At 69.8% G+C, this 21,819-nt stretch carries 19 protein-coding genes; 12 read left to right on the top strand and 7 right to left on the bottom strand.

All coding sequences use genetic code 11. The annotated features are described in order from the left end of the window. Nucleotides 1-94: 94 nt before the first annotated feature. Nucleotides 95-514 carry a cyclic nucleotide-binding domain-containing protein gene (locus tag EV649_RS09540; protein WP_130382532.1) on the top strand — a complete coding sequence of 140 codons (420 nt, stop codon included), beginning with the start codon at nt 95-97 and terminating at the stop codon, nt 512-514. A gap of 25 nt (nt 515-539) precedes the next feature. Continuing rightward, nucleotides 540-3,752 (top strand): adenylate/guanylate cyclase domain-containing protein, encoded by a 3,213-nt coding sequence (locus EV649_RS09535; RefSeq protein WP_130382530.1) that lies wholly within the window; start codon nt 540-542, stop codon nt 3,750-3,752. Here EV649_RS09535 and EV649_RS09530 read toward each other — a convergent pair. Both EV649_RS09530 and EV649_RS09525 read right to left on the bottom strand, forming a co-directional pair. Continuing rightward, complete coding sequence (locus EV649_RS09530; RefSeq protein WP_130382528.1) at nt 3,727-4,515, bottom strand: SDR family NAD(P)-dependent oxidoreductase; 789 nt, start codon at nt 4,513-4,515, stop codon at nt 3,727-3,729. The genes EV649_RS09535 and EV649_RS09530 overlap by 26 nt on opposite strands. Before the next feature lies 1 nt (nt 4,516). Then, entirely contained in the window at nt 4,517-5,197 is a 681-nt protein-coding gene (locus tag EV649_RS09525; RefSeq protein ID WP_130382526.1) for a TIGR03089 family protein, read from the bottom strand. Between the two features lie 67 nt (nt 5,198-5,264). Between EV649_RS09525 and EV649_RS09520 the strand changes: the two genes are divergently transcribed. Beyond that, entirely contained in the window at nt 5,265-5,522 is a 258-nt protein-coding gene (locus EV649_RS09520) for a twin-arginine translocase TatA/TatE family subunit (protein WP_130382524.1), read from the top strand. Here EV649_RS09520 and EV649_RS09515 read toward each other — a convergent pair. Continuing rightward, nucleotides 5,469-6,392 (bottom strand): LysR family transcriptional regulator, encoded by a 924-nt coding sequence (locus tag EV649_RS09515; protein WP_130382522.1) that lies wholly within the window; start codon nt 6,390-6,392, stop codon nt 5,469-5,471. The two genes, EV649_RS09520 and EV649_RS09515, sit on opposite strands and share 54 nt — an antisense overlap. 70 nt (nt 6,393-6,462) lie before the next feature. On the opposite strand from EV649_RS09515, the gene EV649_RS41985 reads away from it, so the two are divergent. From EV649_RS41985 to EV649_RS09490, 5 genes are all read left to right on the top strand, one after another. Beyond that, nucleotides 6,463-7,296 carry an SDR family NAD(P)-dependent oxidoreductase gene (locus EV649_RS41985; protein ID WP_130382520.1) on the top strand — a complete coding sequence of 278 codons (834 nt, stop codon included), beginning with the start codon at nt 6,463-6,465 and terminating at the stop codon, nt 7,294-7,296. A 64-nt stretch (nt 7,297-7,360) separates the two neighbouring features. Further along, nucleotides 7,361-8,698, top strand: a complete 1,338-nt coding sequence (locus EV649_RS09505; protein WP_130382518.1) for a hemolysin family protein — start codon at nt 7,361-7,363, stop codon at nt 8,696-8,698. After that, nucleotides 8,695-9,774, top strand: coding sequence for a hemolysin family protein (locus EV649_RS09500; RefSeq protein ID WP_130382516.1), 1,080 nt, complete (start codon nt 8,695-8,697; stop codon nt 9,772-9,774). Before EV649_RS09505 ends, EV649_RS09500 begins: the two co-directional genes overlap by 4 nt. Before the next feature lie 193 nt (nt 9,775-9,967). Then, nucleotides 9,968-10,990: an NAD(+)/NADH kinase gene (locus EV649_RS09495; protein WP_241997924.1), complete on the top strand. Its 1,023-nt coding sequence runs from the start codon at nt 9,968-9,970 to the stop codon at nt 10,988-10,990. A gap of 11 nt (nt 10,991-11,001) precedes the next feature. After that, a complete protein-coding gene (locus EV649_RS09490) occupies nt 11,002-12,096 on the top strand; it encodes a sugar phosphate nucleotidyltransferase (protein ID WP_130382512.1) in 1,095 nt (364 codons plus the stop codon). 56 nt (nt 12,097-12,152) lie between these two features. Here EV649_RS09490 and EV649_RS09485 read toward each other — a convergent pair whose 3' ends face one another. The 3 genes from EV649_RS09485 to cofD all read right to left on the bottom strand — a co-directional run bounded on the left by EV649_RS09485 (nt 12,153) and on the right by cofD (nt 14,904). Then, nucleotides 12,153-12,869, bottom strand: coding sequence for a DUF3105 domain-containing protein (locus EV649_RS09485; protein ID WP_130382510.1), 717 nt, complete (start codon nt 12,867-12,869; stop codon nt 12,153-12,155). Nucleotides 12,870-12,955: 86 nt separating this feature from the next. Beyond that, on the bottom strand, nt 12,956-13,930 hold the full coding sequence (locus tag EV649_RS09480) for a coenzyme F420-0:L-glutamate ligase (RefSeq protein ID WP_130382508.1): 975 nt from the start codon (nt 13,928-13,930) through the stop codon (nt 12,956-12,958). Then, nucleotides 13,927-14,904: a 2-phospho-L-lactate transferase gene (gene cofD / locus EV649_RS09475; RefSeq protein ID WP_130382506.1), complete on the bottom strand. Its 978-nt coding sequence runs from the start codon at nt 14,902-14,904 to the stop codon at nt 13,927-13,929. Before cofD ends, EV649_RS09480 begins: the two co-directional genes overlap by 4 nt. Before the next feature lie 114 nt (nt 14,905-15,018). Between cofD and EV649_RS09470 the strand changes: the two genes are divergently transcribed. From EV649_RS09470 to EV649_RS09455, 4 genes are all read left to right on the top strand, one after another. After that, nucleotides 15,019-16,260 carry a hypothetical protein gene (locus EV649_RS09470; protein WP_130382504.1) on the top strand — a complete coding sequence of 414 codons (1,242 nt, stop codon included), beginning with the start codon at nt 15,019-15,021 and terminating at the stop codon, nt 16,258-16,260. 326 nt (nt 16,261-16,586) lie between these two features. Continuing rightward, nucleotides 16,587-16,850 (top strand): WhiB family transcriptional regulator, encoded by a 264-nt coding sequence (locus EV649_RS09465; RefSeq protein ID WP_130382502.1) that lies wholly within the window; start codon nt 16,587-16,589, stop codon nt 16,848-16,850. Nucleotides 16,851-17,019: 169 nt separating this feature from the next. After that, a complete protein-coding gene (locus EV649_RS09460; RefSeq protein WP_130382500.1) occupies nt 17,020-19,932 on the top strand; it encodes a glycosyltransferase family 2 protein in 2,913 nt (970 codons plus the stop codon). Then, the gene (locus EV649_RS09455; protein WP_130382497.1) at nt 19,929-21,410 is read left to right on the top strand and encodes a DUF5719 family protein; all 1,482 of its coding nucleotides are present in this window, start codon (nt 19,929-19,931) and stop codon (nt 21,408-21,410) included. Before EV649_RS09460 ends, EV649_RS09455 begins: the two co-directional genes overlap by 4 nt. Here EV649_RS09455 and EV649_RS09450 read toward each other — a convergent pair whose 3' ends face one another. Continuing rightward, nucleotides 21,411-21,794, bottom strand: coding sequence for a DUF3499 domain-containing protein (locus EV649_RS09450; protein ID WP_130382495.1), 384 nt, complete (start codon nt 21,792-21,794; stop codon nt 21,411-21,413). Nucleotides 21,795-21,819 lie beyond the last annotated feature (25 nt).

Genomic DNA, 21,819 nt, shown 5'->3' with positions numbered 1-21,819 from the left:
GCTAAATCGTGGTCGAGGATCCCGGACCGGCTGTAGCCTGTGGCGCAGTTCACTAGTTGCCCGTGTGCCGGGCACCGATCGAGGGGTGCGATCCATGAGTCACGAGAGCCTGCCGCAGTTCCTGGCGAAGATCGACCTCTTCGAAGGACTGTCCAAGGACACGCTGTCCGACCTGATCGAGCGTGGCACCACGTTGAAGGTTCCGGCCGGCAGCCATGTGGTCGAGCAGGGCGCCCACGACGCCGGCCTGCAGGTCGTGCTCGAAGGCTCGGCCGCCGTGGAGGTCAACGGCGTCGTCCGTGAGCCGCTGGAAGTCGGGGGCTACTTCGGCGAGGTCTCGCTGATCGACGGCCTGCCGCGGTCCGCGACGGTGGTGGCCGGGCCGGACGGGCTGACCACATTCGCGCTGTCCGCGCTCGCGTTCGAGCCGGTCGTGAAGGAGAACCCGGAGGTCGCCCAGGCCCTGCTCAAGGCCCTGACCGCCCGGATCCGCTCGCTCGAGTCCCAGAGCTGAGCCGATCTGGGAGAACGGGCGCGCGATGAGTGAGGAACGCAAGGTCGTCACGGTGCTGTTCTGCGACCTCGTCGGCTTCACCACCGCGTCCGAGTCCGCCGACCCCGAGGACGTTCGCCGGTGGCTGGCGCCGTACCACTCGACCCTGCGGCAGACGGTCGAGCGGTACGGCGGGACGGTCGAGAAATTCGCCGGGGACGCCATCCTGGCCGTCTTCGGCGCACCGCGGTCCCGGGAGGACGACGCGGAACGGGCAGTCCGGGCCGGCTTGGCGATCCTCGATGCGGTGCGGATGCTCCCGGACGGTCCGCTGGAGGTCCGGATCGGCATCGAGACCGGTGAGGCGCTGGTCCAGCTGACTGCGCGACCGGAGCTCGGCGAGCCGTTCGTCACCGGCATGGTGGTCAACCTCGCGGCCCGCCTGCAGTCCTCCGCGCCGATCGGCGCGGTCGTCGTCGGGCGCGGCACCCACGAGGCGACAAGTCGCGTCTTCGGCTACGAGGCGCTGGAACCCGTTGCGGCCAAGGGAATCAGCCGTCCGGTCGAACGCTGGCAGGCCGGCTCGCCGCGAGCACGCTTCGGTACGGACGTCATCCGCGACCTCAGTACGCCGATGGTCGGCCGGCAGCGCGATCTGACCTTGCTGTGCACGGCGTTCGAGAAGGCCCTCGCGGAGCGGGTGCCGCAGTTCGTCACGCTGCTCGGCGAGCCGGGCATCGGCAAGTCGCGCCTCGTCGCGGAGTTCGGCGCCTGGCTGGATCAGCACGACGAGCTCGTCACCTGGCGCGAGGGCCGATCCCTGCCGTACGGCGAGTCGCCGTTCGGCCCGATCGCGGAGATCTTCAAGGTCCAGGCCGGGATCCTGGACACCGACCCACCGGCGCAGGCCGTGGCCAAGCTCGACGCGATCGTGCCGGACGGCGCGGACCGGGCCTGGCTGCGAGCCCGGGTCGGGCCTCTGATCGGCGCCGATCAGTCCGCTCAGCCGGGGTCGGCGACGCAGGAGGAATCGTTCGCGGCCTGGCGGCAACTGCTGGAGTCGTTCGCCGAGCAGTCGCCCGTGGTCCTGGTGTTCGAGGATCTGCACTGGGCGACGGACGCGATGCTCGCCTTCGTCGATCACCTGGCCGAGTGGTTGACGGACCTGCCCTTGCTGGTCGTCGTCACCGCCCGCCCCGAGCTGCTCGAACGCGGACCGCAGTGGACCCGCGGGGTCCAGAACGCCCTCACCGTCGGCCTCTCGCCGCTGACGGCGAACGAGACCGATCAACTCCTGACCGGGATGTTCGCCGGTCAGGACGTGCCGGCAGAGATCCGCCTGCGCCTGGTACGCCGTGCCGACGGCAACCCCTTGTATGCCGAAGAACTCGCCCGGGTCGTGACCGATTGCGGGACGGACCAGGCCGGCTCGGCCGACCTGCCGATCGGCATCGCGGCTCTGATCGCGGCCCGCTTGGACACCCTGGAGCCGGATCGCAAGGCCTTGCTCGCGGACGCCGCCGTGATCGGTCCGGTGTTCTGGGCCGAAGCCGTCGCGGCGCTGTCCGACCGTGATCCGGGCCAGGTGGTCCAGGAGCTGCAGGAGCTGGCCCGCAAGGAGCTGGTGCGTCCGGTCCGGCGGTCGTCGATGCTGGGCCAGCACGAATACACCTTCTGGCATGCCCTGACCCGCGACGTCGCCTACAGCCAGGTGCCGCGCGCGGCTCGATCGGCACGGCACCTCGCCGCCGCCGACTGGCTCGAGCTGCGTTGCGCCGCCTGTCAGGCCGAGACGCCGAACCTGATCGCCTATCACCTCAGCACGGCACTGGACCTTGCCGCAGCACTGGGCGACCCGGAGGCGGCCGCGGCGATCGCTCCCCGGGCGCGTAAGTACCAGCTGATGGCCGCGGAACTGGCGATGAACCTCGACACCAACGAGGCGCTCGCCCTGCTCGACCGCGCGCTGGCCCTGAGCCCGGCCGGCGATCCCGAACGTCCCACGGTCCTGCTGCGCTGGGGCTGGGCGGCTTTCCAGGCGGGCCGCCTCGACGACGCCCAGGCCGCGTACCTCGAGGCGATCGCCGGATTCGAGGCGATCGGGGACATCCGCGGAGTCGCGCTCGCCCTACGAGCCTCGACGTACTCGCTGAGCAGCATGGAGGAGAGCCTGGCGACGGTCGACCGGGCGGTCGGGATGCTCGAGGAGCTCGGGCCGAGCGAGGATCTGGCGCTGTTGCTGTCCGGCCAGGCGAGCATCCGGGTGGTCGCGAGCCGCTATCAGGATGCGATCGACTCGGCGAACTCTGCCCTGCGGATCGCGACCGAGCAGGGGTACGCCGTACCGCTCCGGGCCCTGGAGTCGCGGGGACTCGCCCGGGTCGGTCTGGGGGACACCGGTGGGCTGGTCGACGTCAAGGAGGCGCTGACCGCGCTGCTCGAGGGCGGTCAGGGGCGCGATGCGGCGGTGACGTGGCTGAACTACGGCTGGGTGCTGTGGCAGATCGAGGGACCGGTGGTTGCTCTGGGCGAACTGGAAGCGGCTCGCGAGTTCTCCGCCCGGCGCCGGTTGGCCGAGATGATGGAGCAGATCGGCTGTACCGTCCTGCAGTTGATGATCGAGACCGGCCGGGCGGCCGAGGTGATCGCTGCGTGCCGGGCCCAGCTCGAGCACCCGTCCCCGGCGTTCACCCTGTTGCGGCGCATCGAGGTCCTCGGCGCGCTGGCGGTGGCGGAGGTCGAGTCCGGCCTGTCGGGCGCTCGCGATCACGCCGAGGAGGCGTACCGGGTGGCGGTGGAGGCGGGCTGGCCGGACATGATCGCCGTCGCGGCCTCGCCCGCGGCGACGACGCGTGCGCGCGACGGCGACCGGGACGGCGTCCTGGAGATCCTGCAGTTGCTCACCTCACTGGCCGATCTGCACGGCAGCATCGAATTCGATGTCCGCCTGCCGTCCTTGGTGCGCGCGGCACTCGCCGCCGGCCACGCCGACGCCGCGGCCGTCCTCGTGGACTTCGTGGAGCCGGTGCTGCCGATGCGCGAGTACTCGGCGGCGACGGCTCAGGCGCTGCTCGCCGAATACCGCGGCGACACGGAGACCGCGGCCGCCGGCTTCGCGCACGCCGCCGCGGACTGGGGGGCCTTCGGCAACAAACTCGAACAGGCTCACGCGCTCCGGGGCCTGCACCGCACTTCGGGCGATCCCGGCGCCCTGGCACAGGCCGAGCAGCTGTTCAGAGTCCTGGGTACTCCTTCTTGAAAGGGCCGGAGGTCGACAGGTCGAGGACGCCGGGGCCGGTGAGTACGCCGCCTTCTACGGGGAGGGTGTGGCCGGTGATCCAGGAGGCGTCGTCGGAGGCGAGGAAGGCGACCGCGGCGGCAATGTCCTCGGGCTCGCCGATGCGGCCGAGTGGGTACATCTTGCCGAACTTCTCCAGGGTGTCCGGCTGGTTGTCCCAGTTCGGTGTCCGAATGGTGCCGGGGGCAACCACATTGAACCGGACGCCGAGATTGCCGTAGCGGGCGGCGTAGTTGACCGTCATCGCGATCTGTCCGGCCTTGGCGGCGGCGTACTCGATGTTGCCGAAGGCGGCGACTCCGTTCACCGAGCTGATCGTGACCACGTTGCCGCGGTTCTTCACCAGCTCCGGCAGCGCGGCCTGGATGCAGCGCGAGGCGCCGACCAGCGTGAGGTCGAGTTGCGCGTGGAACTCCTCGGCGGTGGCGTCCTCGGGCACGGAGCGCACGATGCAGCCACCGGCGTTGTTCACCACGACGTCCAGGCGACCGAACCGCTCGATCGCGGCCGCGACCGCCGCGTCGACGTCGTCCCGGCTCGTCACGTCGACCCGCATCCCGAGCGCGTTCGAGCCGATCTCCTTCGCGACTTCGGCGACCTTCTCCTCCTGGAGATCGGTCACCACCACCGACGCGCCTTCGTCGGCCAGCCGCCGCGCGACCGCCGAACCGATGCCCTGCGCCGCCGCCGTGACCAGCGCAACCTTGCCCTCGAACCGCCGCACGCTATCCCTCCAGAACTCGGTCGACCTTCTCGTCCGTCACCCGGCGCTCCAGCTTGGCGGCGTCCAGGTTGCGGCAGAGCACGATCGAACCACCTCCGGAGATCACGCCGGTCAGCAGGGCCAGCCCGTCGCGGTCCGTCAGCGTGCGCGTCACGAGGATCCGGTCGCTCACAGGTTCCGCCGTACCGATCAGGTCCTCGTGGGTGAGGTCGTCGTACGCCGAGGAGGCCGGCGTCGGCGGGTCGAACGGGACGAACACGTCCGGATGGTTGTAGACCTCGGCGCCGTAGTCCTGGATGCCGTCCGGGAGCGGCTCGCGGAAGCGGCCGCCGAGCGGGAGCAGCGCGGAGGCGACGGTCTCGCGCTCGCCGCGGATCGCGAAGTCCGGCCCGGTGATCGCGAGGGTGCCGGTGCCGCTGGTCAGGGATGCGCCGACCGACCAGGTGGACAGCGCCCAGACCACGCCGAGCCAGTGCGGCGGCAGGCCGATCGCGACGGTTTCGCCGGCCTCCAGGTCGTACTCGTCGACGAGCAGGTTGGCGGTCTTCGCCACCCAGTTCGCGGTCGTGACCGCGCTGAGCTCGATCCGCTCGCCGGTCGTGTCGTCGTAGTAGGTGAGGAACGGGGCGCCGCCGTCCCGGCGGACCGCGGCCGCGAACAACTCGGGCAGGACTCGTGACATATGGCCCAGCCTACGGTCCGCGGACCGACGTACGTTGGACGGGGATTGACCGGAAAGAAGGCTTGTCATGGTGCCAGAGCTCGCGCTGCCCGAAGGCGGCGAATGGATCGTCATCCTGGTCATCGTCGTGCTGCTGTTCGGCGCCAAGAAACTCCCCGAGCTGACCCGGAACGCGGCCCGCGCGATGAAGGAGTTCGACAAGGCCCGGCACGGCGACGACGACGAAACCCCCGCCCAGGTCACCCAGGCTGCTCAGCCGCCGGCGGACGGCTCAGAGCGGCGGGTTGACCTCGAGGGCGGCGGCACGCAGCGCAGCGGCCAGTAGCGCTGTCGGCTCCGTCATCCGGCCGGGCAGCCGGGCGAGGATCGTACGGCGCAACTCCTGAGGTCCGCCCCGGACCGTGACCACCCGGACACCTGGTGGCACCGCGGATGCCATCGACGCGGAGATCGTGGTGAGCCCCGCCCCGGCCGCGACCAGCTGAAGTTTCGCGAGCCAGTCGCGGACCGTGTGCGCGAGCACCGGGCGTTCGTCCAGCCCTGGCCAGACCCCCATCCACAGCTCGCTGCTCGACGCCGGCCCGGCGATCCACCGCTGACCGCGCAGGTCCGCGACCTCGACCGAGTCGGACGCCGCGAGCGGATGCCCGGTCGGCACCGCCAGCCGCAGGCTCCGCTCCGCGAGCGTCTCCAGCTTCAACGCCGGCGACTCGGCGTCCGGCGGCCGGAACGGTGGAGCCGACGCGATCACCGCGAGATCGATCGTCCCGGCCCGGAGCGCCCGGACCAGCGCGGGCGTGGATCCTTCCCGCGTCGTCACGGTGATCGCCGGGTGCGTACGACGTACCGCGCTGATTGCCCGTGGCAACAAGACCGCGCCGGCACTCGGGAACCAGCCCAGCCGCACGGTTCCACCCGCGACCGGGAGGCCGGCCAGCTCGCGGGCGGTCGCGTCGATCCGGTCGAGGACGGCGGCGGCGTTCCGCAGTACGACCTGTCCTGCGTCGGTGAGAGCCACACCTTCGCGGCGGCGCTCGAGGAGCTGGTTGCCGGCGGCGCGTTCGAGAGTGGCGATCTGGCGGGAGACGGCCGACTGCGTGTAGCCGAGCGCCGCGGCGGCTGCCGTGAACGTGCCGCGTTCGGCGACCTCCCGGAACACGCGCAGGGCGACCAGCGAGACGTCGGTGAAGTCCATGACATCTACGCATACCACGTGTGCGGAACTTTCGTTGGAGTCATACCAGTTGCGGACCTACGTTGAAGACATGACAGAACAACGCATCGCCTTGGTCACCGGCGCCAATCAAGGCATCGGATATGCATTGGTAGAAGAGTTGGCACAGCGGATGAACCCCGAGGACCTGGTCCTGCTCACCGGCAGGAACCCGGAACGAGTCGCCGCCGCGGCAGCCCGAGTGGAAGGAAAGGCGCGGGTCGAAGGGCGCGTGCTGGATGTGACCGACGGGGACGCCGTTCGGCGGTTGGCAGCCGAACTCGGGGCCGTGGACATCGTGGTGTCCAACGCGGTCGGGCCGCTGGAGCCCGGGGTGGCACCCGTGGAGCAGGTTGACGAGTTCGTCGATGTGGCGAACCTCGGGGCGCAGTACATGCTGCGGGCGTTCGGGCCGATCCTGCGGCCCGGGGGACGGCTGATCGTGGTGGCCAGCTCGCTGGGGACGCTGGAGCAACTGCCGGAGCACCTGTGGGGCCGGCTCGATCAGGTCTCGCTGGAGGACGTCGAGAAGGTCGTGGAGGAGTGGCGTACGGCGGTCCACGACGGTACGGCGCAGGCGCAGGGCTGGCCGGAGTGGATCAACCTGCCGTCGAAGGTGGCGCAGGTCGCCGCCGTGCGCGCGGTCGCGGCTGAGCGACGGGAGCGCGACCTCGCCGAGAACACCCTGGTCGCGTCCGTCTGCCCGGGGCTCGTCGACACCCGCGCGTCCCGCCCGTGGTTCGAGGACTTCAGCCAGGCGAAGTCGCCGGCCGATGCCGTCGTACCTATCGCCGACCTGATCCTGGCCGACGTCGATCCGGGCCTCTACGGCGAGCTGATCCGCGACGGCGCAGTGGTCGCCTGGAAGCCGTCAACCTCTCGGTAGGCCCTACTCCGCGCGGTCCGACCCCGCGGTGCTGCGGTCGCTGGAGTTCTCATAAGGTCGTCCCATGCTGATCCTGGCCGGCCTGGGCCTGATCCTGGCGCTGACCGTTGCGACTGGCTACTTCGTCGCCCAGGAGTTCTCGTACGTCGCTGTCGACCGGAGCCGCCTGCGGACGCTGGCCGCGGACGGTGACGCGGCCGCGGCGCGAGCGCTGAGAGTCACCGCTCGACTGTCGTTCGTCCTGTCCGGCGCACAGGTCGGCATCACCATCACCGCGCTGCTCGCCGGATACTTCGCCGAGCCGTACCTCGGTCAGGGGCTGGAGAACCTGCTCGGCGCGGCCGACGTACCGGACGCGGTGAGCAGGTCGGTCTCGGTGATCCTCGCGTTGCTGCTGGCAACGATCATCCAGATGGTGCTCGGCGAGCTGGCGCCGAAGAACCTGGCGATCGCGAAGGCCGAGGCGATCGCGCTCCGGCTGGCCCGCTCGACCCTGCTGTACCTGACCATCGCGGGGCCGCTGATCCACCTGTTCGACTCGGCGTCGAACCGGATCCTCCGCCGCGTCGGCATCGAGCCGGTCGAGGAACTGCCGCAGGGCGCGACCGCGAAGGAGCTCGACCGGATCATCGAGACGTCGTACGAGCAGGGCCTGCTGGACCAGGACACGATGCGGCTGCTGGACCGCGGGCTCGACTTCCGCGGCCGGACCGCTGGCGAGGCGATGGTCCCGCGGGTCGACGTGATCACCGTGCACCGCGAGGAGCCGCTGACCCGGGTCGTCGAGTTGCAGGACACCGGGCACAGCAGATTCCCGGTGATCGGGGCCTCGGTCGACGAGGTGATCGGTGTGGTCGCGATCGGCGAGGTCGTCGAGCTCGAACCGGCCGATCGCGCGACGATCGCCGTCGGCTCGTTGGCGTCGCAGCCGGTCGCCGTACCGACAACCCTCCCGCTGCCCGCGGTCCTCGACCGGCTCCGGGTCGCGCGCCGGCAGCTCGCGATCGTCGTCGACGAGTACGGCGGGTTCGCGGGCATCGTGTCGCTGGAGGACATCGCCGAGGAACTGGTCGGCGAGATCCGCGACGAGGACGATCTGCCGGAGACCGGGCTGGTGCAGGGCGGTGACGGGTCGTGGGTGGTGCCTGCTCGCCGGCGGGTCGACGAGGTCGCTGAGGTGACCGGCGTACAACTGCCGGAGAGCGACGACTACGAGACGGTGTCCGGGCTGGTGATGGCACGGCTCGGCCGGATCCCGGACGTCGGTGATTCGCTCATCATCGAGCTTCCGCACCGGATCGACCATGACGGGCGGCCGGTTCCGCCTGAGTACGTGCGGCTCACGGTGCAGACCATCGAGCGCCGGGTGCCGGGCATCGTCGTGATGGAGCGGACGGCATGAGTACGACGCTTGCGCTGATCATCTCCGCCGTACTCCTGGCGTTGAACGGGTTCTTCGTCGCCGCCGAGTTCGCGTTGGTCGCATCCAAACGGCACCGGCTCGAGGAGGCGGCGGCGTCCGGAAGCCGCTCGGCCCGGGCCGCCATCGCCGGCGTCAGCGAGCTCTCGCTGATGCTCGCGGGCGCACAGCTCGGGATCACGTTGTGCACGCTGGGCCTCGGCTCGCTGAGCGAACCGGCCGTCGCGCACCTGCTGCATCCGCTCTTCGAACTGGCGCACATCCCGGAAGGCGTAGGGCACGTGATCGCGCTGATCATCGCGGTCGCCGGGATCGGCCTGCTGCACGTCCTGCTCGGCGAGATGGCGCCGAAGTCGTGGGCGATCAGCAACCCCGAGCGGGCGGCGCTCGTGCTGGCGATGCCGTTCCGCGCTTTCACGTACGTCTTCCGCCCGCTGTTGAGCGTCCTCAACTGGATCGCGAACCTGTGCGTCCGGCTCGTCGGCGTCACGCCGCAGAACGAGATCGCCAACGCGCACGGCCCGGACGAGCTGCGGCTGCTGATCGAGTCCTCGCGAGAACACGGGACTCTCGACCAACCCGAGCACGAACTGCTGACCGCGATGCTCGCGCTGCAGAACACCACGGTCGGCCAGGTGATGACGCCGATCGCCCAGCTGTCCACGGTCCTGGCAACCGCGCCCGCGCGCGAGGTTGAGCTGACCAGCCGCCGCGAGGGGCACTCCCGCCTCGCGGTGGTCGGGCCGCGTTCCGACGGGTCCACCGGGATCTGCGGCATCGTGCACGTCCGCGACGCGGCCCGCGTGACCACCGCCGGCGACACCACGAGCCGCGCGTCGGACCTGATGACGGAGGCCCTCGAACTAGGCGACAACACCCCGGTGGCCAAGGCGATCCGCACCATGCGCGACGAACGCGCCCAACTGGCAGTCGTCTGCGGCGGCAACACCGCGATCGGCGTGGTCGCCCTGGAGGACCTCCTCGAAGAGGTCATCGGCGAGTTCGACGACGAAACCGACCCCATCATCACCGCCACCCGCCCCACCCCACCGACCTAACCCCCACCCCACCCCGCGCACCCCGCCGTACCCACCCCCGTCCCGGCGTCTTTGGGCACCCACCAACCGTTTTGGTGGGCTCAGAATGGTTGGTGGGTGCTCAAAGTTGCCGGGTTACGGTGGGGGTGGCGAGTGCGGAGGAGGGGTTGTGGCGGTTAGGCGGCTTGGGCTTGTGGTGCATCAGGGGCGGCCGGTGGCGGTTCAGACCGCGGAGACGGTACGTCGGTGGGCGACGGCTCATGGCATCGGGTGCACGGATATCGACGTGTGGACGGACCAGGAACGGCGTACCGGGACCGACGAGCTGCATCACGCCGGGGATCCCGATCTCGTGGTCACGCTCGGGGGTGACGGGACGTTCCTGCGCGGTGCGCGGATCGCGGCGAAGAACAACGCCGCCGTCCTCGGGGTGGATCTCGGGAAGGTCGGTTTTCTCACCGAGGTCGCGTGCAAGGACGTCGAGGAGGCGCTCGAGGCGGTGCATCACGGCGGGGCGACGTACGAGGAACGGATGACGCTGACGATGCGGGCGTCGCGGCCGTTGGAGATCCCGAGCGGGATCGAGTCGCTGCTGCGGTACGGGCACGGGCCGTCGTTGCCTCCGCCGCCGGTACGGCACGAGATGGCCGAGGGCGACGGGTGGGGGATGGCGCTCGACGTGACCGCGTTGAACGACGTCGTGGTGGAGAAGCTCGCGCGGGATCATCAGGTGGCGCTCGGCGTGTATCTGTCCGGCCGGCTGCTGGCGTCGTACTCCGCCGACGCGGTGATCGTCGCGACGCCGACCGGGTCGACGGCGTACAGCTTCGCCGCCGGTGGGCCGATCCTGTCGCCGAACACCGAGGCGATCGTGTTCACTCCGGTCGCACCGCACATGACCTTCAACCGCACGGTCATCGCGGCGCCGGACGAGCCGATCGCGCTGCGGGTGCTGCCGCACTCGGGGCAGGCCGCGGTCAGCATCGACGGGCAGTTGCGCGGCGTACTCGATCCGGGGGACTGGATCGGGGTGTACGGGTCGCCGCAGCGGTTGCGGTTGGTACGACTGCGTCCGACGGACTTCTACGGCCGGCTGCGCGACCGCTTCCACCTCACGGACGCACCCGCGACAGCCCTCGACGGGCAGTCCGAGCTCTTCTGGCAGCCCTCGGACACGCCCGTACCGCCAGACCTCAAGCACCTTCGTATACCGCAACCGCCCAGTGGTGACCGGTAGGGTCTCTCCTCATGCGAAACGTGGTGATCCTGGCGGGTGGTTCAGGGACGCGGTTGTGGCCGATGTCCAGAGACGACAGGCCGAAGCAGGTGCTGCCGCTGGCGGCCGGGCATTCGCTGCTGCGGGTGGCGTACAACCGGCTTCGCGGACTGGTCGAGCCGGAGAACATCTACGTGTGCACGGTCGGCGCGTACACGGACGTTGTACGCAAGGAACTGCCGGAGCTGGGCGAGCACAACATCATCGGTGAGCCCGCGCGACGGGACACCGCGAACGCCGTCGGTCTCGCGTCCGCTGTGGTTTCGCGGAACGATCCGGACGCGGTGGTCGCGTTCGTCGGGTCGGACCATCTGATCAGCCCCGAGGACGAGTTCCGGGCGGCGATCGAGCACGGGTTCGAGGTGGTCGAGGCACGTGGCCGGTCGCTGGTGACATTCGGGATCGAGCCGACCCATCCGCACACCGGGCTCGGGTACATCGAGCGCGGGGCGCCGATCGAGGGTACGTCGGCGTACGTCGTGGACCGCTTCCGGGAGAAGCCCGACCGGGCGACCGCCGAGGAGTACCTGGCCACCGGGCGGTTCTGGTGGAACTCCGGGATGTTCGTCTGGCGGGCCTCCACAGTGCTGAACGTTCTCGACACACTGCTGCCGGAGTCGGCCGCGCGGCTGCGCGAGGTCGCCGCGGTCTGGGACACCCCGGAGCGGGAGGCGACGCTGGCCGAGATCTACCCGAACCTGCGCAAGATCAGCGTCGACTACGCGGTCATGGAGCCGGCGTCCCAGGGCAAGGTCGACGCGGACGTGGTCGTCGTACCGATGCCCGTGCACTGGCTGGACGTGGGTTCGTGGGCCGCGCTGGCCGACACGTACGACGCCGACCCGAACGGCAACCGCACCGACAGCGTCACCCTGAGCTGCCTGCTCGACTCCCACGACAACATCATCGTCACCGACGACCCGAACCACCTGGTCGCCACCGTAGGCCTCCGCAGCCACATCATCGTCCACACCCAGGACGTCACCATGGTCTGCCCCCTCTCGGACGGCGAACGCGTAAAAGACCTGGTAGCCCGCGTCCAGTCCGACCACGCGAACTACATCTGACAGCAGAACGCCCCCGAGGAGTTGTTTCTCGGGGGCGTTCTGCTGCTTGCTGTGGGTCAGCCGCCGTTGGGCTCCTGGGCGTCGGTGGCTGGGTACTTCTCCATGAACTGCTTGAGCGCCTCGCCGCTGACCGAGCCGCAGAACTGGCGGTGGCCGAAGGACTTCTGGGCGGCGTCGGGGCCGCTCCAGTGGGCGAAGGCGAGGTTCTTGCCGTCCGGCCACTCCTTGCCGTCGGTGTGCTTGAACGGCGCGGCGATGAACTTGCTGAGCGAGCTGTCGGGCAGCTTCGACTTGGCGATCTTCTCGATCTGGTCGATCTGGTCCTTCGGCAGCGTGTCGCGGTACCAGAGGATCGTGTAGCCGTGCTCGAGGTTGTGCACCAGGTTCTCCACCGGCGGACGGTCGCCCTCGGAGTAGAACTTCTTGTCGAACGGCGCCCAGACCGCGTAGTGCGGGCCCGAGGAGGGCGGGGAGACCGCGTACAGGATCTTCTCGCCGTCGGGCCGGTGATCCTGGGTACCGCCGGCCACGTCGTTGGTGGCCGCGTCGCAGGAGGCCGCGCTCGCGGCGACACCGAAGTCGGTCAGCGCCTGGTTCTTGGTCCGGGAGTCCTGGATCAGCTTGATCGCCGGGTAGGCGATGATGGCCAGGCCGACCACGATGGAGCACACCACGATGAGGATCGTGCGGCGGCGGTCCGAGCGGACCTGCTCGCGCTGCATCTTCTCGATCATCTCGCGGCGCGACTGTTTCTGCGACGACGCTTTACCCACAGTGTTGGTCTTCCCGGATCGGGGCGGCCACCGCGCCGCCGTGCGAAGGCAGTGTACGAGGTGCCCCTGAGAAGTTGCCTAGAAAACTATCGGGACCGTGAGCCGAACGTGACCGTCGCCTCGCTGCCCGGTCCGGGACGCACCGCGACGCCGTACCCCTCGGCGTGCAGCAGGACGGCCAGCCGCTCCGCGACCATTCCCACGGTCACCGGCTCGTCGCCGAACACCGTGACAGCGTTGTCAGCCGCCTCGAGCCGGACCCCGTCGACGTCCGCGAGCAGACCGGACCACAGCATCGGATCGACTGAACGCGGTCCGGTCGGCGGCTGCCGGTCGAGTACGGCGGCCCGCGCGGCCTCCCGCGTTCCCAGGCTGAACATGTCGAGCTCGGCGTCCCGCACCAGCGCCCGCGCACCCGGCCCGTGCTCATCGACCGGCAGTACGGCGTCGTCCAGTCCACGCAGTACGGCGACCGGCACGCCGTCCGCCTTGCCCTTGACCAGTTCGCTGGCACCCGCGATCTCGTCGGCCAGCGCTGGCTCGGTCACCGCGAGGACGTTGCCGTGACTGTCCGTCGTACCGCGCAGGTCCTCCACCACGCGGACGCCGGCGGCGCCGATCGCCAGGTCGGTCTGACCGTTGCGCCACGGGCGGCCGAGCGTGTCCGTCACGACGATGCCGACGTTGACGTCGTACCGCTCCTTCAAGGCGGTCCGCAGGTCGCGGGCCGACGCGTCCGGGTCGACCGGGAGCAGCAAAACCGTGCCGGGCGCCGTGTTGGACGTGTCCGTCCCGGCCGCGGCCATCACCAGGCCGTGCCGGGTCTGCACGATCCGCGTCTCACCGCGCTGCGCGACGACTCGCACGAGCTCGGCGTCGATCGCTTCCTGGCGGGTGCCGTACGTCAGCCGGCCTTCTGCCTTGCTGACGATCTTCGACGTCACCGAGACGACGTCGCCGTCGCGCAGGTCGGTGCCTTCGGCGATCAGCGCGGCCAGGTCGTGGCCGGCCGCCACCTCGGGCAGTCCGGTCACCGGGAAGATCTCCAGGTGCTTCCTCATCGCCGTACGGCCTCCGCGAGGGTCAGTGCCGCGTCAGCCATCGCGGCGGTTTTGGTCTCGTCCGTCATCCACAACGGCACCGCCTGCACGTGAATTCCGGCCCCGGCGATCGAATCCGCCTGGATCGCGTCGGAGGAGTCGATCAGCCAGCCGTCCAGTACGCCGCCGGACGTGCGGGACCCGTAGTACCGGGCCACGGCCGACGCCGTGGACGCAACACCGACGGTGGCGAGCACCTTGTCCGCCATTCCACGGACCGGACCGGTGCCGATGATCGGCGACAGCCCGATGACCGGGGCCTTCGTCTCCCGGACCGCGTCCCGGATCCCGGGGACGCCGAGGATCGTGCCGACCGAGACCACCGGGTTCGACGGCGGCACGATCAGTACGTCGCAGTCCGCGATCGCCTCGAGGACGCCGGGCGCGGGTTTGGCCTTGTCCTGGCCGACAGCAACGATCTGGTGCGCGGGGATCCCGGCCTGGTAGCGGACCCAGTACTCCTGGAAATGAATGGCCTTGCGCTTCCCAGGCTGTTCCGGGTCGTCCACCACCACGTGCGTCTCGATCCGGTCGTCACTCATCGGCAGGAGCCGGACAGGCAGCTTCCAGCGCGTGGACAGCGCCTCGGTGACCGCACTGAGCGTGTAACCGGCGTCCAGCATCTGGGTGCGCACCAGGTGCGTCGCCACGTCCTTGTCGCCGAGCCCGAACCAGGTGGGCTCGACGCCGTACGCCGCGAGCTCCTCCTTGATCACCCAGGTCTCGTCCTCGCGGCCCCACTTACGCTCCTCCGAGATGCCACCGCCGAGCGTGTACATCACGGTGTCGAGGTCGGGACAGACCCGCAGCCCGAACAGGGTGATGTCGTCCGCGGTGTTCCCCACGACGGTGATCTCGGCGTCCGGACGGGCCTTCAGGAGCCCGAGCAGGAAGGTGGAGCCGCCGATGCCGCCGGCCAGCACTGTCAATCGCATGGGAAGAGTCTGCCCGAGTCGTCAATGCGTCGGACCACCGCACGACTATGCTGCGGAGGGTCATCACGTCCGCACAGCTCAGTTGTACGGCCCCCCAACATCCGAGGAGCCCTCGTGGTCACCGACGCAACCAAGAAGCTCAGAGAGCCGGTCGCGTACACCTTGCTCGCATTCGCCGGCCTGCTCGCACTGGCCTCGCTGTTCCAGTTGTTCGTCGGCGGGATCGGCTTCGTCGCCGCTTCCGGCGGCGTGCACTCCGTCATTGTCCCGCCGTCCATCACCACGCTGGCGCTGCTTCCTGCGCTGGTCGGTGCGGTCTGGCTGGTCAACGAAGGTGAGCGGACGCCGAACGCACGCATTGTCGTGTTGGGCGCGCTCATCGTCACCGGTCTCTTCCTGCTGCTCGGCCTGGTCGCCACGTTCGCGCAGTTCAACGGCAGCGGCACGGCCGGCGAGAAGATCGTCGGTTTCATCGCTTCCCTCGGTGGTCTCGCGCTGTACGGCGGCATCGGTCTGTACGCCCTGAAGACCTTCCAGGCGCTGCCGGCGCCGGTGCGTGCGCCGAAGCCGGGCCAGTTCCAGCAGGGGCAGCCGGGCCAGCAGTACGGCCAGACGGCGCCGTACGGCCAGCAGCCGGGCTACGGTCAGCAGGGTTACGACCAGGGCCAGCAGGCTCAGTTCGGCGGCCAGTACGACCAGGGTCAGCAGTACGGCGGTTACGCGGCTGGTGCTGCCGGCGCCGCTGGTGGCTACGCCGCGGGCCAGGACCAGGGCCAGCAGTGGCCGCAGGAGCAGGGCTGGAACCAGGGCGAGCAGCAGAACTGGTCGGCCGGCGACGCCGAGGCCCAGCAGGCCGGTCAGCACTCCGCGCAGCACGCCGCCGGTCAGCCCGCCGAGCAGGCGTGGCCCGCCGAGGGCCAGAGCGCCGAGCCGACGCAGCCGTGGAACTCCGAAGGCCAGCAGCAGTGGGGCGGCCAGGACCAGGCCCAGCCGGCGCAGCAGTGGCCGCAGGAGCAGCAGTGGGGCGGTGCTGAAGCCGGCCAGCAGCAGTGGGGCGGCCAGGAGTACGGCCAGCAGACTCCGGCCGGCCAGGAGTGGGGCCAGCAGGAGCACGGCGCTGCCGAGGGTACCCAGGAGCCGGCGGAGGCCCAGCAGGCTCAGCAGGCATGGCAGCAGGAGCAGGCCTGGCAGGCCGAGGAGACCCCGGCCGCCGAGCAGCAGCCGAGTGCTGCCGACCCGGCACCGCAGGCCGAGGCCGCCGACGAAACCCGGATCGACCCGCGGACCGAGGCGGAGAAGAACGACCCGAACCAGCAGGGCCAGGGCCAGCAGGGTTGGTGGTCGCAACCTTCCTGATCAGGCAACAGCAAGGGCGCTCTGCGACAGCAAGCCCTTACCGAACCTGCAGGAAAATCCCGGTAGCACGAGGTTTGAGCCCGGGTACACAGCGCGAGAGGCCTGTATCTACAGGCCTCTCGTTCTTTTGCGGCCGTGTTGCGGATGATCCCAATAGCAGAGCACGGCTTGACTTTCGTGGATTGCAGGAATGTAATTTCAACCGTGTCGTTCGTTAGGACACTCGGTATCGGGGACCGTTGCAGAGCGCAGGACGGACGAGGTCAGGCATGTGGACCGCAAACCCACATGTACAGGGGAACGAACAGGGTCGAGGAGGTCGTACCGTGACAGAGCTGATGGCGATTGTCGACGGTGAGGCGATCGAGGAGGAGCCGAACTGGCAGGAAAGGGCGTTGTGCGCCCAGACCGATCCAGAGGCTTTCTTCCCGGAGAAGGGCGGTTCCACCCGCGAGGCCAAGAAAGTGTGCCTCGGTTGCGACGTCCGGGGCGAGTGCCTCGAGTACGCGCTGCAGAACGACGAGCGCTTCGGGATCTGGGGCGGTCTGTCGGAACGGGAACGCCGCAAGCTGAAGAAGAAGGCCGTCTGACGGCCCGAACGCAGCGAACAACTTCACGTAGGACTTCCGCGAGGCCCCGGGGTGATCACCCCGGGGCCCGCGGCTTTCCTGACTCTGCGAGCGCGGCTGTATGGTGAGTCCTCGCCGGGACCTGCGGTCACGGTGACCGTCCGCAAGCATCGAGGTGTCACAGCTCCGCATGGAACAAGAAGCCCCGGCCGGCTGGGAATTCTTCGACTCCGTCGACTTCCCGACCGATCACATCGACGACCCGATGGGTCGTCAGCGGGTCCGGCATGTCGTCACCGCGGTGGTGGTCGGGCATGAAGGCGCGGCCTGGCTGCCGCGGCTGTCCGAGGCGTTGTGGGCGCTCAACCCACGCCCGGACCGGCTGATCGCGGTCGACACCGGATCCACCGACGAGACCGCCGAACTGCTCGCCGCCATGCCCGGCGTGGAGCCGGTCGTCAGCGTCTCCGCGCGCACCGGGTTCGGGATGGCGGTCGCCCGCGGTCTCGAGACGCACGGATTCGCGCCGATCCCGAGTGCCGTCGGTCCGTACGGCGATGACGGCCACATGCCCGTGGTGGAGTGGCTCTGGCTGCTGCACGACGACTGCGCGCCGGCGCCGAAGGCCCTGGAGAAATTGTTGCTCCAGGCCACTATGGCGCCGAACACCGGCGTCTGGGGCCCGAAGCTGCGGCTCTGGCCGCGCGACCGGGAGCTGCTCGAGGTCGGCGTCACCACCTCGCTCGGCGGACGCCGCGACACCGGCATCGAGAACGGCGAGCTCGACCAGGGCCAGCACGACCAGCCGCGGAACGTCCTCGCGGTCAGCTCGGCCGGCATGCTCGTACGCCGTGACGTCTGGGAGGCGTTGCACGGTTTCGACCCACGCCTGCCGATGTTCCGCGACGACATCGACTTCGGCTGGCGCGCCAGCCGCGCCGGCTACCAGGTCGGGGTCGCGCCCGACGCGGTCGTCTACCACGCGCAGGCCGCGGCGACCGGCGAGCGAGCGCTGGCCGGCACCCGACGGCACGCGTACCAACTCGACCGCGCCCATGCGTACTACACCGTTCTCGCGAACGCTCCCGGCAAACTGCTTCCGCTGCTGATCCTGCGGTTCCTGCTCGGCACCGTGATGCGGTCGATCTGGTTCCTGCTCGGTAAGACACCGTCCGGTGCCGTCGACGAGTGGACCGCGTTGCTCGGCACCCTCCTCGCCGGTGGCTGGACGCAGGCACGCAAGAACCGCCGAAGCCTCGACCAGGTCCCGTACGACGACATCAAGGGACTGTTCTCTCGGTCCGTGCACGCACTGCGGCACAACCTGGAGGAGACGACCAGCACGATCTCCGAGCGGATCCGCGAAGCCTGGGCGGACGAGCCGGAAGAACAGGTCGTCACGACCGCCCGGCGAGCCAAGTCCACTGCGCGCGTTGCGGTCGACCAGCCGAGGTGGCGGCGTCAGCTGATCCGGCGGCCGTTCCTGATCGCGTGGGTCGTACTGGCGATTGGTGCGCTAATTGCGGCCCGCGATCTGATCGGCGGCGGCGTACTCCGGTCCAACCTGTTGCTGCCGGCGCAGGAGAACCTTGCGGCGTTGTGGCATGCAGCAGCGTCCGCTCCGCCGGGCGTGACACCACCTGCTTGGTTAGCGCAGTTCTGGGCGTTCTCGACGGTCATGTTCGGCCCGACCGGTGCGGCGAACGTTCTGCTGCTCGGCGCGGTTCCACTGGCCGGTCTGGCCGCGTGGGCGTTGCTGCGGGCGTTTGTCGTCGACCGCGTGGCGCGGGCCTGGGGCGCATCGGCGTACGGGCTGGCTGTTTTCACGAACGGTGCGATCACGCAGGGGCGGCTCGGGACGTGTGTGGCGGCCATCGTGCTGCCGCTGCTCGGTGCGGCCGTCCACACCGTTGCTCGACGGCGGCGTGTGGTTGTTCAGGGCAGTTGGCGGGCAGCGTGGTTCGCGGGGATTTGTCTGGCGGTGCTGTTCGCGTTCACGCCGGCATTGGCTCTGCTGGTCAGCGTCATCCTGGTCCTCGGCGCGGTGCTGGGGCTGGGATGGCGGCGGCAGGGACGCCAGTTGGTGTTCTCGGTCGTTCTGGGCCTGCTGCTCGTGCTGCCGTGGACGCTTGACTTGGTGCAGCACCCCTCGAAGCTGGGGCAGGAGGCGGGCGGTCCGCCGACCGCTGCGATCGGTCCGGGTGACAGCCTGCCGCATCTGCTGACCGGTACGCCGATCGGTGCGCCGGCGCCGTGGTGGTTCGCCGTACCGCTGATTCTGGTGGCTCTGGTCAGTCTGCTGCGTCAGTCGCGGCAGCGGTACGAGCTGCTCGGTTGGTTCGCCGCACTGGCCGGTATGGCCGCGACGCTGGTTGCCAGCCGGCTCGGTGGTGGCAGCGGACCGTTGATGTTCCTGATGACTGCCGGCTGGATCATCACCGTCGCGGTTGCCTGGGACTCGGTCGGCAAGTCCACCGAGATCATCGCCCAGGGCGTGCTCGGGATTGTGTTGCTGACGACCGTGGTGACGGCCGGCTTCTGGCTGGTGCGTGGGGTCGACGGTCCGTTGTGGCGTGGTCCCGCTCAGGACCTCCCGGCGTACCTGGTCGCTTCGCAGGACCCGCCGGACAACCAGTCGATCCTGGTGGTGCGGAAGGCGCCGGAAGGTCAGATGCGGTTCTCGCTGGTCAAGAACGGCGGACCGCGGATGGGGGCGCTCGAGGCGGCGCCGACCGCGGCACAGACCAAACCGCTCACGGACGTCCTGGCAACACTCGGTGGCGGCGGTAGCGGTGAGGAAGGTCGGCAACTGGCCGGTCTCGCGATCGACTACGTGTACCTGCCCGGTCCGGTGGACCCGACGCTGCAGTCGACGCTGGACTCGCTGCCGGGCCTGACCAGGGCGAGTGCGAGCGACGGCGACGCCTCGTGGCTGGTCGACCGGTCGAAGATCAAGGGCGAGACGCCACTGGTCGACCAGACCCACACGGTCTGGCGCATCCTCGGTCTGATCGGCTGGATCCTCGCACTGATCTTCTGTCTGCCGACGGTGCGCCGCACCGTCGCCGTACCGCAGGGCACCCACGCGAGGAGGGACCGGTGACCCGGTTGCTGTCCGACCCGCGTCTCCGGATCGGAGCCGTTGTCGTCGCCATGGCCGCACTGGCCGGAATCGGAGTGGTCATCCACCCCGAGAAGGCCGACACCCGAGCGCAGGCCGCCGTCACCGAGCCGGCCCGCACAGTGGTGAACCGTACGGCGCTGTCCTGCCCGGTGCTGTCTCCCGGCGGCAAGATGACCAGCGTGGTGAACGGAGTGGCACCGACGCTGCCCGAAGGTACGCCGACTGCGCCGGGGACTGCCGACCCGTTGACGATCGCCCCGCTGCCGACCACGTCGAACCCGGTCGGGTCGCTGTTGAAGCGCGGAACGATCGGTTCGAGTGCGGTGGTCGTCAAGCCGGAGCCGCTGTCCATCAAGGGCACCGGGCCGCTGGCCGCGGGGACGGTCGGTACGAGTACGACGACCGCGCAGGACGGCGTGAACCGAGGCATGGCCAGCGTGCCGTGCCAGGTGCCCGGTTCGGACTTCTGGTTCGTCGGAGCCTCCGGTGCGAGCGACCGGCGTGACGTGCTGGTGCTGACCAACCTGGACAGCATCAACGCGGAAGTGAACGTCAGTGTGTACGCGCGGACCGGTGCGCAGGACCTGCCCGCGGCCCGGGGCATCGTAGTCCCGGCACTCGGCACGACCGAGCTGTTCCTCAAGCAGATCGCTCCGAACCTGCGTGACATCGCCCTGCACGTGGAATCGACAGGTGGTCGGGTAGCGGCCGCCGTCCGGTCCAACGCGTCGAACGGCAGTCAGCCGGCCGGTGTGGACTGGCTGAACACCTCGGCGGCGCCCGCGACCAAGGTGTTCGTGCCCGCGGTGGCGCCCGGTGCCGGTCTGCGGATCCTGTCGGTCGCGAACCCCACCGACCTGCAGGCCACCGCGAGCCTGACGGTGAACGGGCCGAACGGGCCGTTCAAGCCGGCCGGTCTGGAGACCGTGCAGATCGAGGCAGGATCGGTGAAGACGTTCATGCTCGACTCGGTGCTGCACGGTGACGCCAGCGCGATCACCGTGACGTCGGACCAGCCGGTGACCGCGTCGGTGCGGTCCACGGACGCGAGCCGGACCGAGTTCTCGTCGATCGGGTCGGCGGAGGCGCTGACCGGACCGGCGTACCTGGTCATTCCGGCGCACAAGCAGCCGGCTGTGCTGCAGGTGACCGCGCCGGGGAAGACCGGCAGCGTGAAGTTCGAGTTGCGGGACGCGGTCGATCGGGTGCTGACCACGCGGGCGCTGGACGTGGTCGGTGGCGCCACGGCACAGATCTCGTTCCCGGCGCAGCCGCGGCCGACGTACCTGATGGTTCAGCAGACGCGGGGGACTGTGGTCGCGGGCGTCACGCTGATGCCGGCTGCCAAGCCGGCCGAGAACGACGTGCCGCAGGTGGCCGCATGGCCGTTGACGACGTCCCTGGTGTTCCGCGCCCAGCTGGGCGCCCAGCCGGACGTCAGCGCCGCACTGAGGTAGTCAGCCCTCGTTGGTGTTGGCGCCGGGGTCCTGCAGCATCCGCAGGTGGCCGCGGCGGGCTACCTCGACCGGGGCGCCCGGCGTACCGGCACCAGGTTCGCGGCGGGGGAGGGGACGTGCTGCCTCGCGGACCGCGTTCGCCAGGGCTTCGAGGTCGTCGGAGGACGGACCGGCTGCTGCGGGATCCGGAGCGAGCCGGATGACCTCCCAGCCGTTCGGAGCGGTGAGGCGGTCGGCGTGGTCGGCGCACAGGTCGTAGCAGTGCGGCTCGGCGTACGTCGCGAGCGGACCGAGGACGCAGGTCGAGTCGGCGTACACGTAGGTGAGCGTCGATACGGCAGGCTTCTGACATCCGGCGCGCGAACAGATCCTGGCGATGCTCACGACCAGACATTACGCCCACTAGGCT

This window comes from Kribbella sp. VKM Ac-2569 (genome assembly GCF_004216905.1).
Classification (GTDB): domain Bacteria; phylum Actinomycetota; class Actinomycetes; order Propionibacteriales; family Kribbellaceae; genus Kribbella.
The sequence above is the reverse complement of the archived record's forward strand: the minus strand, read 5'-3'. Positions and strand labels throughout refer to the sequence as shown.

Coding starts and splice junctions, on each gene's coding strand:
- EV649_RS09535 (WP_130382530.1), top strand. CDS start 540: ATGAGTGAGGAACGCAAGGTCGTCACGGTGCTGTTCTGCGACCTCGTC.
- EV649_RS09480 (WP_130382508.1), bottom strand. CDS start 13,930: ATGAGGAAGCACCTGGAGATCTTCCCGGTGACCGGACTGCCCGAGGTG.
- EV649_RS41985 (WP_130382520.1), top strand. CDS start 6,463: ATGACAGAACAACGCATCGCCTTGGTCACCGGCGCCAATCAAGGCATC.
- EV649_RS09525 (WP_130382526.1), bottom strand. CDS start 5,197: ATGTCACGAGTCCTGCCCGAGTTGTTCGCGGCCGCGGTCCGCCGGGAC.
- EV649_RS09520 (WP_130382524.1), top strand. CDS start 5,265: ATGGTGCCAGAGCTCGCGCTGCCCGAAGGCGGCGAATGGATCGTCATC.
- EV649_RS09515 (WP_130382522.1), bottom strand. CDS start 6,392: ATGGACTTCACCGACGTCTCGCTGGTCGCCCTGCGCGTGTTCCGGGAG.
- EV649_RS09490 (WP_130382512.1), top strand. CDS start 11,002: ATGCGAAACGTGGTGATCCTGGCGGGTGGTTCAGGGACGCGGTTGTGG.
- EV649_RS09500 (WP_130382516.1), top strand. CDS start 8,695: ATGAGTACGACGCTTGCGCTGATCATCTCCGCCGTACTCCTGGCGTTG.
- EV649_RS09540 (WP_130382532.1), top strand. CDS start 95: ATGAGTCACGAGAGCCTGCCGCAGTTCCTGGCGAAGATCGACCTCTTC.
- EV649_RS09505 (WP_130382518.1), top strand. CDS start 7,361: ATGCTGATCCTGGCCGGCCTGGGCCTGATCCTGGCGCTGACCGTTGCG.
- cofD (WP_130382506.1), bottom strand. CDS start 14,904: ATGCGATTGACAGTGCTGGCCGGCGGCATCGGCGGCTCCACCTTCCTG.
- EV649_RS09460 (WP_130382500.1), top strand. CDS start 17,020: ATGGAACAAGAAGCCCCGGCCGGCTGGGAATTCTTCGACTCCGTCGAC.